Consider the following 17,130-nt stretch of genomic DNA (forward strand, 5'->3'; position numbering starts at 1 on the left):
TCGGTCGATAGGGGTCTGTGGTTGATAAGATGAGAACGTAGTTCTGGCCCCGCACGGCCCCCTGAACGGCACCGAGCCGTCCCCCGGCGTGGCCGGGTTTCTGCACGACGGAGGTTCCTTGGCGACGACGAGGAAGTCGACCGGCGCGAAGAAGGCGTCGGCCACGAAGAAGACGACCGCGAAGAGAGCGACGCCCGCGAAGTCGACGGCGACGACCGCCCGTGGAAACGCTGCGAAGAAGGCTGCAGCGGCCAAGAAGGCGACCCCGAAGAAGCCCACCCCCAAGGCCGTCGCGAAACGGCCCGCGAAGACCGGGACCCCCCCGCGCGCGAAGGCGACGACCGCGAAGCGCGCCGCCAAGGGGGGCAAGTCCGGCTACGACGCGGAGAACATCACCGTCCTCGAGGGCGTCGAGCACGTACGGCTGCGGCCGGGGATGTACATCGGCACCACCAGCGGCCGCGGCCTCCATCACCTCGTCTACGAGGTCGTCGACAACGCGATCGACGAGGCGATGGCCGGGCACTGCGACCGGATCATCGTGCGGCTGCTCGCGGACGGCGGCGTCAGGGTCGAGGACAACGGACGCGGCATCCCCGTGAAGCCGATCCCGAAGGCGAAGGATCGCCGTCCGGCCGTCGAGGTCGTGCTCACCACCCTGAACGCCGGGGGGAAGTTCGGCGGAGGTGGCTACCGGATCTCCGGAGGTCTGCACGGCGTCGGCGTCTCGGTCGTGAACGCGCTGTCCGAGCGGATGACCGCCGACATCAAGCGCGACGGCTTCAACTGGCACCAGGAGTACGCGCGCGGTCGCAGCACCGGCAAGCTCAAGAAGGGAACGGCCAGCACCAAGCACGGCACGACGATCACCTTCTGGCCCGATCCGGAGATCTTCGACGAGATCGACTTCAAGCGCGAGACGCTCGGCGAGCGGCTCCGCGAGCTCGCGTTCCTCAACGCGGGGATCGAGGTGCGCCTGGTCGACGAACGCGAGAAGCCTACGGTCGAGGAGTCGTTCCGCTACACGAAGGGCCTCTCGGACTTCGTCGCCTACCTCGGCGCCGGGAAGGATCCCCTCAACCGCACGATCGCGTTCGAGGAGAAGACCGCCGATGCCGAGGTCGAGATCGCGATGCAGTGGAACTCTGCCTATGCCGAGTCGCTGTACTCGTTCGCGAACACGATCAACACGCACGAGGGCGGTATGCACGAGGAGGGGCTCAAGAAGTCCCTGACGAACGTGATCAACCGCTACGCGCGCGCGAAGGGACTCCTCAAGGAGAAGGACGACAACCTGATCGGCGAGGACGTCCGTGAGGGCCTGATCGGGATCGTGTCCGTCAAGCTCAAGGACCCGCAGTTCGAGGGTCAGACGAAGACGAAGCTCGGCAACGCCAGCATCCGTTCGTTCGTCGAGAAGTCGGTCAACGAGCGTTTCGGTACCTGGCTCGAGGAGCACCCGGGCGACGCGAAGCGCATCGTCCAGAAGAGCGCCAGTGCGGCGAAGGCCCGCTTGGCGGCTCGCCACGCGCGCGACCTCACGCGCCGCAAGTCGTTCCTCGAATCCGGGAGCCTGCCGGGCAAGCTCGCGGACTGCTCGCTCAACGATCCCTCGCAATGCGAGCTCTACATCGTCGAGGGCGACTCGGCCGGCGGCAGCGCGAAGCAGGCGCGCGACCCCGCGACACAAGCGATCCTTCCGATCCGGGGCAAGATCCTCAACGTCGAGAAGGCCCGCCTGCACAAGACGCTGGAGAACGCCGAGATCCAGGCGCTTATCACCGCGATCGGCACGGGCATCGCCGAGGAGTTCGACCTCGAGAAGGCGCGCTACCACCACATCGTGCTGATGGCCGACGCCGATGTCGACGGCGCGCACATCCGCACGCTGTTGCTCACGTTCTTCTTCCGGAACATGCGCGAGCTGATCGACGCCGGCTACATGTACATCGCGCAGCCACCGCTGTACCTCGTGAACGTCGAGAAGAAGCCCCACTACTTCTATTCCGAGAAGCAGTGGCAGCAGTTCCGCAAGGCCAACGGCAACGGCAAGTTCAAGGCCGACCCCCAGCGGTTCAAGGGGCTCGGTGAGATGGACGCCGGCCAGCTGTGGGACACGACGATGGACCCGGAGAAGCGGACCCTGCTGCAGGTGACCCTCGAGGACGCCGCGACCGCCGACAAGCTGTTCACCGTCCTGATGGGCGAGGACGTCCCTTCTCGGAAGGCGTTCATCGAGCAGAACGCGAAGGATGTTCAGAACCTTGACGTGTAGGGGACAGCGTGGGCGGGTGGTGGGGACGCTCCGCCGGACGGTCCTCCTCGTCTCGCTGCGCGAGACTTCGTGCGGGGTGTCCGGCTCCGGTCCCCACCACCCGCCTCAGACGGGTTCCCGCGACGTTCGTGTCGGCCTGATCGCCGACAAGGGGCGGTAGCCGGTGGCGCAGAACTTGTTCGTGGGGCGGGTTGAGCCTGTTGCGTTGGAGGAGGAGATCCAGCGGTCGTACCTCGACTATGCGATGTCGGTCATCGTGGGGCGGGCTCTGCCGGATGTGCGGGACGGGTTGAAGCCGGTGCATCGGCGGATCTTGTGGTCGATGCTCGAGGGGGGATTGCGGCCGGATCGTCCGTATCGCAAGTCGGCGTCGGCGGTCGGCGACGTGATGAAGAAGTACCACCCGCACGGGGACACGGCGATCTACGACGCGTTGGTGCGGATGGCGCAGGACTTCTCGTTGCGGTACCCGTTGGTGGATCCGCACGGGAACTTCGGATCGATCGACGGGGATCCTCCGGCGGCACAGCGCTACACCGAGGCGCGACTCGCGCCGCTCGCCCTCGAGCTGCTGCGCGACATCGACGCCGAGACGGTCGACTTCGTTCCCAACTACGACGGGTACGAGCAGGAGCCGGTGGTGCTGCCGAGCCGGTTCCCGAACCTGCTCGTCAACGGTTCGGGAGGTATCGCTGTCGGGATGGCCACGAACATCCCGCCGCACAACCTCGGCGAAGTGATCGACGCCGTGATCCACACGATCGACAACCCCGAGTCCACGCCGAAGGACCTCATGAAGTTCGTGAAGGGTCCGGATTTCCCGACGGGCGCGGTCGTGATGGGCCGCGACGGCTTCAAGGATGCGTACGAGACGGGTCGCGGCTCGATCAAGGTGCGCGCCGTCACGAGCATCGAAGAGGGGACCGGGGGACGGTCGCGCATCGTCGTCACCGAGCTCCCCTATCAGGTGAACAAGGCGCGACTGGCCGAGAAGATCGCCGACCTCGTGCGGACCGGCCGCGTGAAGGAGATCGCCGACCTTCGCGACCACTCGAGCGGTCGCGCCGGCATGCGCCTGGTGATCGACCTCAAGCGTGGCGCGAACCCGCACGTCGTGCTCAACCAGCTCTACAAGCACACGCAGCTGCAGGACAACTTCAGCGTGATCATGCTCGCCCTCGTGGACGGCGTTCCCCGAACGCTGAATCTCGCGGAGATGGTCGGCTACTACATCGACCACCAGGTCGAGGTCGTCACCCGGCGCACCCAGTTCCAGAAGCGTAAGGCGGAGGAGCGCGACCACATCATCCAGGGTCTGCTGATCGCGCTGGACAACCTCGACGAGGTGATCAAGATCATCCGCGCGTCGCAGGACGCCGAGGCCGCGCGCAAGAAGCTGATGACCAAGTTCAAGCTGAGCGAGATCCAGGCGAACCACATCCTGGACATGCCGCTGCGCCGGCTGACCAAGCTCGCGCGCGAGGAGCTCGATAACGAGCATGCGGAGCTGCTGAAGCGGATCAAGTACCTCGCGTCGTTGCTGAAGGATCCGAAGAAGCTGCGCGGCGTGATCAAGGACGAGCTCACGGCCCTCAAGGACAAGTACGCGGACAAGCGCCGTACGGCGATCAAGGCCGACGAAGGAGACCTCGAGATCGAAGACCTGATCGCCGAGGAGGACGTCGTGATCACGGTCAGCCGCGCCGGCTACGTGAAGCGGTTCCCGGTCGACACGTTCCGGCGCCAGGGTCGCGGGGGCAAGGGCGTACGCGGGCAGAACCTCAAGGAAGAAGACGTGGTCAGTCACGTCTTCACGACCACGACGCACCATTGGCTGCTGTTCTTCACCGACAAGGGCCGCGTCTACCGCGTGAAGGTGCACCACGTTCCCGACGTCTCGCGCACCGCACGGGGGCTCTACGCCGCGAACCTGCCGGGGGTCGGTATCAGCGGGGACGAACGCATCAGCGCGGTGATCGACCTCAAGGAGTACGAGGACGGCCGGTTCCTGCTGTTCGCCACGAAGAAGGGGATCGTGAAGAAGACGCCGCTGCCCGAGTACGACTCCCCACGGACGGGCCTGATCGCGATCAACCTGAAGCCCGGGGACGAGCTGATCGAGGTCAAGCTCACCGACGGGAACGACCAGGTGATCCTCGTCTCCCGCCGCGGACAGGCCGTGCGTTTCAAGGAGTCGATGGTGCGCCCGATGGGCCGCTCGGCCGCCGGCGTGATCGGGATGCGCCTGGGCAAGGAGGACGACGAGGTCCTCGAGCTGTCCGTCGCCTCCCAGGGCGACGAGCTGATCAGCGTCACCGAGCAGGGATACGGCAAGCGCACGAAGCTCGAGCAGTATCCGGTGAAGGGCCGTGGCACCAAGGGCGTGATCGGCCACCAGCTCACGAAGAAGACCGGCCTGCTCGCCGGCGCCTACGTCGGAACGAAGGACCACGACATGTTCGTGATCTCCTCGTCCGGCATCGTGATCCGCGTCCCGGCGGGCGACATCCGGCGCGTCGGTCGCTCCAGTCAGGGTGTCCGGACGATGCGTGTCGACGAGGGCGCGAGCGTGGTAGCGCTGGCGCCGGTCGCTGCGCAGGTCGCCGGCGTCGACGAGCCCGCCGAGGAATGATCCCGTCGGAACGGGTTCGAGAGGGGGAGTCCGCGCCGCCATGGATCGTGCCGCCGGGATCGCGCTGATCGTCCTCGGTTCCGGGATCGGGCTGGTGACCGCCGCCGCCCTGCGGCAGCGGATCGCATCGGCCTACGCGATCGCCCTGTACGCGGGAGCGGGAGTGGTCCTCGGGACCGGTGCCTTGCTCGTGCAGAGCCGCCAGCCGAACCTCACGAACTGGGCGGTCACCGTCACGGTGCTCGCGTTCCTCACGCCCCTGCACATGCACCTGGTGTTCGGCCCGCCCCGTTCGGGAGCCGAGGCATGATCGTGCCTGGCCGCGATGTTCGGTCCCCGGCAGGGAACCGCCGTTGCTTGCCGGGCCGTCTGTCTGCGCGTACAAAGGCGTATCCGAGGTGTAGGCAGTGAGTGACGGAACGACGAGGGCGACCGACGCGAACGAGGCTGCGCCGGACGAGGGGAACGCGATGGCCAGCGAGGTCGATACGGGATCCGTCGCCGATCGGTCCGGCGAGCCGTCCAGCGACCCTGGTTCCGCCCAGCCCGCACCGCCGACGGCCGTGATCGGCGGCGGACACCCGGCGGTGGCCGGCCCCGCGATCCACGCGCCACAGCCCTCGCGCAAGGCCCGCGTCGTCGTGCGCAAGGTCGGTCCCTGGTCGGTGCTGAAGTTCTCGCTGCTGTTCTACCTGTGCGTGATGCTCGTCGTGCTGCTCGCGGGAACGATGCTCTACCTCGTGCTCGACGCCCTCGGTACGATCGATGCGGCCGTCGAGCTGGCGGTGAACCTGTCGGTGGTCGAGGCGGGATTCGCCGTCGACGGGAACTGGCTGTTCTGGCGCGCGCTCTCCGTGGGGTTGATCGGCGTCGTCCTATGGTCGCTGGTGAACGTGTTCGTGATCTTCCTCTACAACCTGATCTCCGACGTGGTCGGAGGCATCGAGGTCACCCTCGGCGAGAAGCGTTCCCGGCGCGGTTGAACGCACGACCCCGGGGGTAGGTCTGCGGCGCAGGTTCGAGCATCACCCGAGACGGTTCCGCAGGCCGATGCACCGATTGACACCCTTTCCGGGGCGTCGGTACGCTCCGACCAGGGCGGGGTGTAGGTTCATCCCGGCACCACTCACCTCGGGCCTGTAGCTCAGCTCGGTTAGAGCGCTTCCCTGATAAGGAAGAGGTCGATGGTTCAAGTCCATCCAGGCCCACTGGCCCGACCGGGAAAGGGGTTCCCCATGGCCGAAGAAGTCGAAGTGAAGCAGAAGAAAGGGTTCTTCCGGCGCCTGATGAAGCTCGCCGTGATCGGCGCGATCATCGCCGGCGTCGTCGCGTTCTTCAAACGACGTCGCGGATCGGATCTGGACGACAGCGAATGGCAGGAGCTTCCACCGCCGTCCGGCGGGTAGATCCTTCCACGCCCACCGTTCGAGCCCGCGCCCCTTCCGAGGGGCGCGGGCTCTTTCGTTCGTAGCGGTCCCGGGCAGCATCCTGGGGCGTGAGGGTGACCCGGAGCCGAACACCCCGCACGAAGCCGCGCGAAGCGCGGCGAGGAGGACCGTTCGGCGGAGCGGTCACCCCCGCGACCCGCTAAAGTTCGCGGTCTGATGGATGGGGCTTGGGAGGTTGCGCAGGGGGCCGCGACGGCTGCGGGGGTCGAGCTTGAGCCGTTGGAGTCGTTGGAGGACGCGGATCTGATCCTCGAGGTGATGACCTCGACGTGGGGTGTGACGGCGGGACTGCCGCGCGAGGTGATCCGGGCGCTGCAGGAGAGCGGGAACGTTCCGTGGGGAGCGTTCTCGTCGGGACGGATCGTCGGGTTCGTGCTCGACTGGGCGGGGTTCGACGATCTCGGTCTGCACGTGCACTCGCACATGCTCGCGGTCGATCGGGAGTGGCAGGGCAAGGGCACGGGGTTCGCGCTCAAGCTCGCGCAGCGCGCGGTCGCGCTCGACCGCGGGGTCGGGGTCGCGCGCTGGACGTTCGACCCGATGCTCACGAAGAACGCGTACTTCAACCTCGCGAAGCTGGGCGCCTTGGCCGATGGGTTCCGCCCGAACTTCTACGGGGCGATGGACGACGAGCTCAACCGCGGCGAGCGCAGCGACCGCCTCGTGATCCGCTGGGAGCTCGATCGCGAGCCCGAACCCGGCGCGCTTCCCGACGAGGGAACGATCGTGGTCGATCGCGAGGGCCCGGACGACGTGCCGCACCCGGTGGTCGCTCTGGATCCCGCCGACGTGGGAGCGGGACCGTTGCTCGTCCGGATCCCCGAGGACTACCGCACCGTGCGCGAAGCCGACCGAGAGCTCGCCGACCGATGGCGCGAAACCGTCGGATCGGCGCTCGGAACGCTCCTGGACGCGGGCCGCACCGTGCGCGGATTCACCGCGAACGCCACCTACGTCCTGGACTGAGCCGAGACAGCGAAGGGCACACGTGAGCCGGATCCGCGACATCGAGCTCTGCCTGATCGGGCTGCCCCTGGTGCGCCCGTTCCGCACGAGCTTCGGCATCGAGACCGACAAGGCCTGCGTCCTCGTCCGCGTCGAGACCGATGGGGCGGTCGGCTGGGGCGAATGCGTCGCCGGCAGACGCCCCGACTACTCCGAGGAGTTCAACGAAGATGCCTGGCTGACGCTGCGCGACCACCTCGGCCCGGCCGTCCTCGGCGAGGATGTGCGGCCCGAGGACGTCGCGGCGCGGACCGCCTGGGTCCGCGGGCATCGGATGGCGAAGGCGGCCCTCGAGATGGCGGTGCTCGACGCCTGGCTGCGAGAGCGTGATCGCTCGCTCGCGTCGCACCTCGGGGCGGAGCGCGACCGCGTTCCCTGCGGAGTCTCGATCGGCATCACACCGACCACCGGCGAGCTGCTCGAGCAGGTCGGGGGATATCTCGCCGAAGGCTACCGAAGGATCAAGCTCAAGATCGAGCCCGGCACGGACGTCGAACGTGTCGCGGCGGTGCGCGAGGCCCATCCGGAGATCCAGCTCTCGGTCGACGCGAACGCCGCCTACACGATCGAGGACGCGGACACGATGCGCGCCCTCGAGCCGTACGAGCTGCTGATGATCGAGCAGCCCTTGTCGCACGAGGACATCGTCGAGCACGCGAACCTCCAGCGGATGCTCCGCACCCCGATCTGCCTGGACGAGTCGATCCGCTCAGCCGCCGACGCGGCCGCGGCTCTCGAACTCGGCGCGTGTCGCATCGTGAACATCAAGCAGGGACGGGTCGGAGGACTCCTCGAGTCGCGCCGTATCCACGACCTCGCGCTCGCGCGAGAGGCACCGGTGTGGTGTGGAGGGATGCTCGAGACCGGCATCGGCCGTGCCGCGAACCTCGCGCTCGCCGCGCTCCCCGGGTTCACACTCCCCGGGGACACCTCGGCGAGCGCTCGCTATTTCGAGGCCGACGTGACCGAACCCTTCGTGATGGAACCCGACGGAACGATGGCGGTCCCGGTCGGTCCCGGGTTGGGGGTGGAGCCGCTCCCCGATCGGCTCGCCGAGATCACCACCCGGACCGAGCGTCTCGAAGGTTGAAGCGCGCGGGCATCATCGCGTTGCCGATGCGAGATACTGCCGGGGTCAGCACGAGGTAGGCACCAGCCGGAGGGGGCACACGGACATGGACGATCAACGACCGGACGCACCGGGGGCCGGCGAGGCTCCGCCGCCGCCGCCCGGAACGACCCCAGCCGATCCCCCCTCGGGAACCGCGTCGTCCGGGTCGACCCCGCCACCACCCCCGACCGAGGCGGGTGGTTCCGGCGGCGGCGAGGGGCAGACCCCCACCACCGCGGGGGACAGCTGGTCGGCGGGAGATCCGGCGCCGTCGTCCCGCAAGAAGCGCAGCACCGGCGTGGTCCTTGCGATCATCGTGGCAGCGATCGTGATCGTGGCCGGCGCCGCGGTCGCCACCACGATGTTCATGCTTCGTGGCGCCGACGAAGCGCTCGCGACGAAGGTGCCGGCCTCGGCGCAGGTGTTCGCCGCCGTCTACCTCGACCCCTCCGCGAGCCAGAAGGTCAACCTGTTCCGCCTCACGGAGAAGTTCCCGGCGCTCGGCGGGGAGGAGCAGATCGAGGCCGAACTCGACTCGACGCTCAACGATGCCCTCGAGCCCATGGGACTGACCTCCGACGACGTCACCGGTTGGGTGGGCTCGCAGGTGGGCGTCACCGCGCGTATGGGAGCCGACGCGAGCGATATCCAGGGAGCGGTGCTGATCGCGACCGACGACGAAGCCGCCGCACGGACGGCGCTGGAGAAGGCGCGTGGGGCCGAAGGCTCGGACACCACCTGGACCCAGCAGGAGTACGGCGGGGCCGATCTGTGGATCGGTGCGAGCGAGTTCGGTGACGATCAGGTGGTTGCGATCGTGGACGGCGTCGTCGTCTTCGGCTCGGACCGCGGGTTCGTCGAGGACGTGGTCGATACCGCGAACGGCGACCTCGAGGCACTCGAGGACACTCCCACCTACACCGACGCGATCGAGGAGCTGCCCGAGGGCAAGCTAGCGGCCGTGTACGTGGACGTCGGCGCGTTCGTGCGTCAGGGGCTCGAGCAGGCCACCACGACCGGCGAGTTCGGCGCGGCGCAGGCCGGCCTCGGAGGTCTCGACCCCGAGGCATTCGGCGGCATGGGGATGTCGATCTCGGCGCAGCCCAACGGGATCGCGATGGACGTGTCCGTCGGGTACGACCCGACGAAGCTGCCCGCCGAGCTCCGTGATCAACTGGGTGCCGACACGGGTCCGAACGAGCTGCTGAACGACACACCGACGGATTCCTACGCGGTGATCGCTCAGACCGGGATCGATCGCGGACTCGAGCAGGCGCTCGTGCAGGCCGGACCCATGCTTCCCGAGCTCGACGAGCTCGGACTGACCGGACCCGACGGTGTGGTCGAGAACCTCACGGGCGACCTGGTCGTCACCGCCGGCCCGAGTTCGTCCACCTCGGTTCCGACCGGCGCGGTGTTGCTCGGGACCGAGGACGAGGCGGGGATGCAGATATTCCTGGACACGGTCGCGCCGATGCTGATCCAGGGGCTCGGGGGTGTCGGCGCCGAGGACTTCTCGAACGAGAACGCAACGTTGTTCCGAACGCCTCTGCAGATCCGACCGGCGTGGCAGACCGAGACCTACGAGGGCGTCACGATCTCCTCGCTCGTCGAACCCTCCCTGAACGAGATGGGTGTGCGCCCGGCCTACGCCGTGACGAACGGGTCGGGCGTCCTCGCGACGAGCGTCGAGGAGATCAAGAAGGTGATCGACACGGCGAACGGTGAGTCGATCGAAACCGACACCACGTTCACCGAGGCGGTCGGCGCGGTCGGCGACGCGAACCAGTCGCTGCTGTTCCTCAACGTCGGGGGGATCGTCGACGCGGTGCAAGCCGCGGACCCTTCGGGAACGGCGATCCCACCCGAAGTCGGCGCGAACCTCGAGCCGATCGAGGCCTTCGTCGTCGGGGGCCGCGTCGACGACGACAGCCAGGATGCGCGGATCCTGCTGCTGATCCGCTGATCCGGGGCACGAGGCGGACCGGACCGATCGTCCGGTCCGCCGTGGCGGCCTCGTTCGGTGCTGGACGCGGCGCCGCGCAGGCGCGATGCTTACCCATCGCCACACGGCCGAGGGGTGACGATCGGTGAAGAAGCGTGTCGTCCAAGCGGGCGGCTTCGAGATCGTCGACGACGAGGGACGGGTCCGTGCGCGGATCGGGATGTCGAGCGACGACTCCCCGTTCCTGTCGTTCCACGACGCCGAGGGGCGCGTCCGGGCACGGTTCGGCCTCTCCGCGGACGGTGCCGCAGGTCTCGCGATCGGTGACGAAGAGGGCAAGGTCCGGGCGACGATCGGTCTGGCCTCCGACGGGTCGGCGAGCATGGCGCTCGGCGACAAGCGCGGGAAGATCCGCGCGAAGTTCGGTCTCGCCGCGGAGGGCGCGCCCACGTTCGGTCTGATGCACAAAGACGGCGAGGTGAAGATGGTCTACACCCTCGCGCAACAGGGTTCGCCGACGGTGGGGCTGCACGACGAGGACGGCAAGGTCCGGGCGCGTCTCGGTCTGGCCGCCGACGGCGCCCCGGTGATCCGGATGCTCGACGCGGAGGGCGAGCTGCGCGCGGTGCTCGGGATCGCCGACGACGGATCAGCGGTGCTGCGGTTCACCGATCAGAACGGCAAGCTCCAGTGGTCCGCTCCCGACTGAGGGCTGCGCGACCGGCTCCGGGCACGTACCCTCGTTGGCGATGACGGGCTGGTGGATCGTCGCGTTCGTAGCCCAGTGGCTGCTCCTCGTCGTGCTGGCGGTGGTCGTTGTCGCCCTCGCCCGGCAGGTCGGCACGCTGCACTTGCGCCTCGGCCCCCTCGGCGCGCTAGAGCTCGACGACGAGGGTCCCCCGCTCGGGAAGGCCGTGGATCTGCTCCACGTCGCGGGGCCCGACGATCGCCCCGTCACCCTCGGAGGACCCGCCGACCGCGGGAAGCTCGCGCTGTTCACCTCCCCGACCTGCCAGATCTGCCGCCAGGTGGCTCCCGGCGTGCCGGCGGTCGCGACCGCCGGCGGGCTCGATCCGGTCCTGGTGTCCGATCCGGGAGCCGAGCGCGCCCTCGATGTTCCGGGGACCCCCTATGCTCTGGTGCTGGACCGCCACGGTGTGGTCCGCGCGAAGGGAACGGTGAACAACCTCGAGCAGCTCGAGGGCCTGGTCGACACGGCGGCGCGACGCGTCGAGGAGGTCGGCCCGGCCGACGGAGCGCACCGGGAGGCGATGTGAGCACCCGAGAGCCGCAGACCGAGACCGCGATCGAGTGGGCGCAGCGCCGTCTCGCGCAGCGTTCCTCGCGCCGGTCGTTCCTCGGCACGCTGGGTGCGGGGGTCGTGGCGATCACGGGCGGCGCCGTCGTCGCCAGCGCGTTGAAACCCGACCGTGCCGAGGCGTATCACATCTGCGGGCACACCTTCACGACGGGATCGTGTCCGCATCCGTTCGCGCCCCTGTCGCGGATCGACAAGGCCGGGTTCCCGCTGCATCCGACCTACGGCTATCCGGTCGACGACGCCGGCAACGTCTACACCTCACGCGATCAGAAGCGCCGAAAGGTGTGTGAGCAGGTCGTTCCCGATCGCTACAACTTCGTGAACAACCCACGGTACGGCGGCGGATGGAGCCGGTGCTGCGGTGGACGGATCCGGCACATCTCCGACTGCTGCTCGAAGTCGGACCGACGGATCAACGGTGACGCCTCGGTGCGGGGCTATTGCCCGAAGGGCAAGAAGGTCTTCTGCATCACCTACCGGGATCTCCAGCTGCGGTGCTGACCGCCGGAGCCGAGCCGGTCGCGGTCGCGGTGATCGCCGCCGCGGTCGTCGCGGGCCTGTCGACCCTGTTCGGTCCCTGAGGCCTGTCGATGGTGGAAACCATCGCCCCCGTGGTCCACGGGGGACGCCGCGCCAGGTGGGCCCTGGATGTCGCGCTCCACGTCGTGGGCGCCACGCTCGCCGCCGCGGTGTTCGGAGCGCTGTTGGGTGGCATCGGCACGCTGCTGGGAGCACCGTTCGGCGCCGCCGGCCTGCTCCTGCTCGCCGCGGTCGCGGTCGTCTACGGCGTTGCCGAGGCCGCGCGACTGGGCGTGCCGATTCCCCAGGCGCGGCGGCAGGTCCCCGACTGGTGGCGCACGTTCTTCTCGATGCCGGTCTTCTCGTTCCTGTACGGGGCGGGTCTCGGGGTCGGGTTCCTGACCTACCTGTCGCGAGGAACGCTGATCGCCGTGACCGCCGCGTGCGTCGCGAGCGGGCGGCCGCTGACGGGGCTGGTCTCGATGGCCCCGTTCGGGTTCGCACGGTCGGCGGTCGTGCTGCTCGCGGCCGGCGCGACGACGCGCGAAGCCGCGGCCGCCCTCGTCGATCGTCTCGCGGAGGCGTCGCGTTCGGTCTGGTGGCGCATCGCCAACGGCGCCGTCCTGTTCGCCGTCGCGCTCACCGCCGGTCTGACCGCGCTCGACACCGGTGGTGACGGAGCGGGGCTCGAGCGACTGCTGCCGGCGGCGCTCGCGGCACTCTTCGGCTGGGCTGGCTTCGCGAAGCTGCTCCGCCCACGCGCGTGGCGCCGTTCGCTCACCGACCACCGGTTTCCCCGGCGCGTCGCGTCGGTGGCCGGGTTCGGCGTTCCGTTCGCGGAGCTCGCGGTCGCGGCGCTCGCCGTCCTCGGCTACGGCCGCGCCGCGGGTGTCGCCGCCGCGATCCTCACGGTGGTGTTCTCGGCCGCGGTGCTCCGTGCGCGGGGGTTCGCCGAGGGACAGGTCCCGTGCGGTTGCTTCGGGGGAGTGCGCTCCCGCGACTGGCGTGTGCTCGTGCTCCGCAACCTCGCCGTGCTCGCTCTCTCGATCGCGACCGCGCTCACCGGGTCCGACCCGAGGATCGAGTGGCCGGGAACTCCCTCGGGCTCGGAGGTGCTCCCGGCGCTGTTGGCCGTGGCGGGCGTGCTCGTGGGAGGGTGGGTGCTCGTCACGGCCGCGAACGCGTTCCGTGCGGGAAAAAGGAGGCAGGCGTGAGGATCCGGACGGACACGCGGTGGCGGACCGTGCCCCGGATCGGGGTGTCGGCGGTCCTCACCGCTCTGGCCACCTCGGCCCTGCTCGTGCTGAGCGCGCTCCCGGCGGCGGCCGTCCACGAGCAGGTCGCCGATCCGAACGACGCGGACGGCCGGTTCGACGTCCGGTTCGTCGACCACGCGCACAAGGCGCGTCCGCGGCGGTGGTTCGTGACGATGTACCCGAAATGGACCCTGCGGAACACATGGGACACGGGGTACATGGTCCTCAACCTCGACACGACCGGCTCGCCCGACCTCGACTACTACGTCGTGGTGAGCTCGAACGGCAAGCGCCTCCTCGCGCAGGTGCATCGCGACCGCGCGCGAGGCAGGGACCCCGTCATCGCCAAACCGCGGGCCTGGAAGAAGGGCCGGACGATCGGTCTCGAGGTTCCGTGGAGCAAGCTGAACATCGGCGACCAGCGCCTCCTCTACCGCTGGTCGGTGCAGACGCTGTGGACCGGGAAGGGATGCCTGCGCACGTGCTTCGACTTCGCGCCGAACGGCGGCGAGTGGGTCGAACAGCTCTACGAGGAGGAGGACCCCAAGGACCCGCCACGGCATAGCGACGCGGGACCCGAACCGACGACCGACCCCTCGGAGCCGTCCGCACCGTCGGAGTCGCCCGAGCCGTCCGAACCCGCCCCCGAGCCGACCGAGGCCGGCCCGTCTCCGACTTCGCCGACCCCGGATCCCACCTCTCCCGCGTCCACCGGCATCGCGTCACCCGATCCCTCGCCCGGGTGATGGAGGAGCGCAGGCTCGGTCGCGATGGCCCGGAGATCCCGGTCGTGGGCCTCGGCACGTGGGAGGTCTTCGACGTCGAACCTTCGCAGGTGCCGGCTGCCCGAGAGGTCGTCACCACGGTGCTCGATGACGGCGGCCGGTTCCTGGACTCCTCCCCGATGTACGGGCGGGCCGAGCGCGTCCTAGGCGAGGCGCTGGGCGATCGCCGTCCGAACGCGCTCGTCGCCACGAAGATCTGGACCGATTCCCTCGACGAGGGTCGCGCGCAGTTCGAGGCGCAGCTCGGCTTCTTCGGGGGTGTCGTCGACCTCGAGCAGGTCCACAACCTCGTCGCATGGCGAGAGCATCTCGACTGGATCGAACGGGAGCGAGACCGCGGGACGATCCGCTGGCTGGGAGCGACCCACTACGACACCTCCGCGTTCGACGAGCTGGAGACCGTGATGCGAACCGACCGCCTCGACTGCATCCAGGTTCCCTACAATCCGCACGAGCGCGAGGTCGAGGAACGCATCCTGCCCCTGGCCGAAGAGCTTGGTCTCGGGGTAATCGCGATGCGGCCACTCGGCCAGGGTTCGGTGGTGCGCCGCGCTCCCGCTGCCGATGATCTCTCCGGACTCGGCGTGCGCTCGTGGGCGGAGGCGCTCCTCACGTGGTGCCTCTCGGATCCGCGCATCACCGTCGCGATCCCGGCGACGTCGAGCCCGTCGCACGCGGCAATGAACCTCCAGGCTGGAACGGGCCCCTGGTTCGACGAGCCGCAGCGGGCTCAGGTCGCCGCCCTGACCTCCTGATCCGCCGGGGTCAGGGCCGCTGATCGCCACCGATGAGTTTCGTCGCGGTCTGCTGTCTAATGGGGAAAGGACGAGCGAAGGAGGAGCGATGGATCTCAACAGCGTCTTGATCGGATCCGAGGACCCGAAACGCCTGGCGGACTACTACACGAAACTCTTCGGCGAGCCGCAGTGGAACGAGGGCGGCTTCACGGGGTGGATGATCGGCTCCGGCGCGATCACCGTCGGTCCGCACGACCAGGTGAAGGGGAAGAACCCGCATCCGGGGAGGATGCTCCTGAACATCGAATCCCCCGACGTGAAAGCCGACTTCGCCCGGCTCGCGGCGGCGGGTGCGACTGTGGTACAGGAGCCGTACCAGCCGGAAGGCGCGCCCCAGGAGGCCTGGATCGCGACGCTCGCCGACCCGGACGACAACTACTTCCAGCTCATGAGCCCGATGACGGAGGGGTAGCTCTGGATCTAAGTCTCCTCGTCTCGTCCGGCGGCCGCGCTCGGATCCCAGCGGCCGTACGATCCCGAAACCGGATATGTGGCCGTGGAGACCAGATCGTATCCGCGCGGGAACGACCGTTTCGCGACCCGCGACGATCCCGAAGGAGGGCTCAACGCTGACAGGAGTGCGACAGCGAGAGCGTCGATCTCGGGAAGCGTCTCGATCCCGACCGCGATCCGAAGGAACGAGCGACGCTCGTTGGCAACCGCGTAGATCCTCGTCGTGTCGAAGCCGAAGCTCGTCCCTGCCACCAGTGGAACTCCACCGTCGCGCGCGGCACACAGGGCCGCGTCGACGAGCGCGTCGCAATCCGAATCCGCGGTAGCGACCGTCAGGAGGCCGCCGCGGAAGGGGAGCCCGCGACAGACCCGGTGTGAGGGGTGGCGCTCGAGCGATCCGTGCTGCACGTCGAGTGAGCCTGCGAGGAGGCGAGCGAGGTGCTCGGTATTGCCCCCGATCCGATCGAGTCGGCGCATCAGCATCGTCCGATCGGGCGGAGGCAGGACGATCGGCGAGATCGCCGCGACGTTGGCTCCGAGGTGTTCTCGGTACCGGTCCAGCCGCTCGGCGTCCTCATCGACCGCGACGATGAGTCCCGCGGTCGTCAGGTCCATGCCGAACTGCGGGTATTTCGTGAGGCTCTCGTGGACGATCAGCCGCACGTGAGCCGCATCGTCCGAGGCGAGCTCCCACGGGAGCAGGGACGACGACAAGCACGTGTTGTCGACCACGAGGTAGGTTTCGGACTCGACCTCACGCAGGGCCGCGCACGCCTCTGCGAGATCCGGAACGATCACGCCCGCCTCGTTACAGAGGGAGTCGAGGAACACCGCCACCGGCCGGTGGCGCGCAACCGCGGTTCCGATCGCCCCCGGGATCGACTCGTCGACGTCGATGAGCTGGCTCCCGAGGGCCGAGCGAAGCAGTCCGGCACACTCGTGATAGCTGTGCCGTCCCATGAGGACCGGGCCGCGGAGGTGCCCCTCCATGGCCAGGTACGTCATGATCGTGGTGAACGCGGACATGCCGCAGCTCGTCATGATCGCTCGTTTCCCGTGACCAGAGGGTCCCAAGGATGCGACGTAGTCCCGTTCATACCCAGCGGCATCGTGGTGACGGTCTCGCTTGTAGTCGTCGTGGCGTGCCCTGATCGAGCCCATGTGGCGGCCCGCCGCGGGCGTGCCGGAATGTTGCGTCGATGGCGATTGCCAGTCGGTGGAGATCACGGTCGTTGCCGAGAGCCCGACCTCGGTCCGAACGAGGTCAGACATCTCACGCCTGCGTCGTGACAGCTCACCCAGCTCACCGATCCCCGCCTCGCGTGCCGTCGATCCGAGGTTTCGGAGCGCTCGGAGCAGACGTCCGTGACGATCGATCGTGCGCTCGAGCTCGTGCTCGTAGAGCATCCTGGTGCCGGGGAAGAACCCGCCCCGGCTGCCCGCGATGTGGGACCGCAGGCGCTCCAGCCGCGCAAGCCCCGCGCCCACGACGAACGCGAGCGATCCGAAGTCTTCGGACAGGTCGGCCCCCGCGCTGCGTCCCAGGCGGTCCGCTTCGCGGGCTGATGTCATCGTCATGCCTA

The 17,130-nt window shown here is 68.7% G+C and carries 16 protein-coding genes and 1 tRNA gene; 16 read left to right on the forward strand and 1 reads right to left on the reverse strand.

The window, feature by feature from the left end:
• Positions 1 to 88 precede the first annotated feature (88 nt).
• The 16 genes from gyrB (at position 89) to WEF05_02655 (ending at position 15,506) form a co-directional block, all read left to right on the forward strand.
• Positions 89 to 2,275: a DNA topoisomerase (ATP-hydrolyzing) subunit B gene (gene gyrB, locus WEF05_02580; protein MEX1100787.1), complete on the forward strand. Its 2,187-nt coding sequence runs from the start codon at positions 89 to 91 to the stop codon at positions 2,273 to 2,275.
• Positions 2,276 to 2,456: 181 nt separating this feature from the next.
• Positions 2,457 to 4,907, forward strand: coding sequence for a DNA gyrase subunit A (gene gyrA, locus WEF05_02585; GenBank protein MEX1100788.1), 2,451 nt, complete (start codon positions 2,457 to 2,459; stop codon positions 4,905 to 4,907).
• 40 nt (positions 4,908 to 4,947) lie between these two features.
• Complete coding sequence (locus WEF05_02590) at positions 4,948 to 5,217, forward strand: hypothetical protein (protein MEX1100789.1); 270 nt, start codon at positions 4,948 to 4,950, stop codon at positions 5,215 to 5,217.
• Positions 5,218 to 5,314: 97 nt separating this feature from the next.
• The gene (locus tag WEF05_02595) at positions 5,315 to 5,890 is read left to right on the forward strand and encodes a DUF3566 domain-containing protein (protein ID MEX1100790.1); all 576 of its coding nucleotides are present in this window, start codon (positions 5,315 to 5,317) and stop codon (positions 5,888 to 5,890) included.
• A gap of 150 nt (positions 5,891 to 6,040) precedes the next feature.
• Positions 6,041 to 6,115, forward strand: a tRNA-Ile gene (locus tag WEF05_02600).
• A gap of 27 nt (positions 6,116 to 6,142) precedes the next feature.
• A complete protein-coding gene (locus WEF05_02605; GenBank protein ID MEX1100791.1) occupies positions 6,143 to 6,313 on the forward strand; it encodes a hypothetical protein in 171 nt (56 codons plus the stop codon).
• A 198-nt stretch (positions 6,314 to 6,511) separates the two neighbouring features.
• Positions 6,512 to 7,321: a GNAT family N-acetyltransferase gene (locus WEF05_02610; protein ID MEX1100792.1), complete on the forward strand. Its 810-nt coding sequence runs from the start codon at positions 6,512 to 6,514 to the stop codon at positions 7,319 to 7,321.
• A gap of 22 nt (positions 7,322 to 7,343) precedes the next feature.
• Positions 7,344 to 8,450: an o-succinylbenzoate synthase gene (gene menC / locus WEF05_02615; GenBank protein ID MEX1100793.1), complete on the forward strand. Its 1,107-nt coding sequence runs from the start codon at positions 7,344 to 7,346 to the stop codon at positions 8,448 to 8,450.
• 85 nt (positions 8,451 to 8,535) lie between these two features.
• Positions 8,536 to 10,437, forward strand: a complete 1,902-nt coding sequence (locus WEF05_02620) for a DUF3352 domain-containing protein (GenBank protein MEX1100794.1) — start codon at positions 8,536 to 8,538, stop codon at positions 10,435 to 10,437.
• A gap of 124 nt (positions 10,438 to 10,561) precedes the next feature.
• Positions 10,562 to 11,125, forward strand: a complete 564-nt coding sequence (locus tag WEF05_02625; protein ID MEX1100795.1) for a hypothetical protein — start codon at positions 10,562 to 10,564, stop codon at positions 11,123 to 11,125.
• 40 nt (positions 11,126 to 11,165) lie between these two features.
• On the forward strand, positions 11,166 to 11,693 hold the full coding sequence (locus WEF05_02630) for a hypothetical protein (GenBank protein ID MEX1100796.1): 528 nt from the start codon (positions 11,166 to 11,168) through the stop codon (positions 11,691 to 11,693).
• Positions 11,690 to 12,238: a twin-arginine translocation signal domain-containing protein gene (locus tag WEF05_02635; GenBank protein MEX1100797.1), complete on the forward strand. Its 549-nt coding sequence runs from the start codon at positions 11,690 to 11,692 to the stop codon at positions 12,236 to 12,238. Before WEF05_02630 ends, WEF05_02635 begins: the two co-directional genes overlap by 4 nt.
• An 89-nt stretch (positions 12,239 to 12,327) precedes the next feature.
• A complete protein-coding gene (locus WEF05_02640) occupies positions 12,328 to 13,470 on the forward strand; it encodes a MauE/DoxX family redox-associated membrane protein (GenBank protein ID MEX1100798.1) in 1,143 nt (380 codons plus the stop codon).
• Positions 13,467 to 14,258 carry a hypothetical protein gene (locus WEF05_02645; protein ID MEX1100799.1) on the forward strand — a complete coding sequence of 264 codons (792 nt, stop codon included), beginning with the start codon at positions 13,467 to 13,469 and terminating at the stop codon, positions 14,256 to 14,258. The genes WEF05_02640 and WEF05_02645 overlap by 4 nt, the downstream gene beginning before the upstream one ends.
• Positions 14,258 to 15,052: an aldo/keto reductase gene (locus WEF05_02650; GenBank protein ID MEX1100800.1), complete on the forward strand. Its 795-nt coding sequence runs from the start codon at positions 14,258 to 14,260 to the stop codon at positions 15,050 to 15,052. The genes WEF05_02645 and WEF05_02650 overlap by 1 nt, the downstream gene beginning before the upstream one ends.
• An 88-nt stretch (positions 15,053 to 15,140) precedes the next feature.
• Positions 15,141 to 15,506 carry a VOC family protein gene (locus WEF05_02655; GenBank protein MEX1100801.1) on the forward strand — a complete coding sequence of 122 codons (366 nt, stop codon included), beginning with the start codon at positions 15,141 to 15,143 and terminating at the stop codon, positions 15,504 to 15,506.
• A gap of 8 nt (positions 15,507 to 15,514) precedes the next feature.
• On the opposite strand, the gene WEF05_02660 is transcribed toward WEF05_02655, so the two are convergent.
• A complete protein-coding gene (locus WEF05_02660) occupies positions 15,515 to 17,125 on the reverse strand; it encodes a PLP-dependent transferase (protein MEX1100802.1) in 1,611 nt (536 codons plus the stop codon).
• Positions 17,126 to 17,130 lie beyond the last annotated feature (5 nt).

The sequence above is a fragment of the Actinomycetota bacterium genome (assembly GCA_040881665.1).
Classification (GTDB): domain Bacteria; phylum Actinomycetota; class UBA4738; order UBA4738; family HRBIN12; genus JBBDWR01.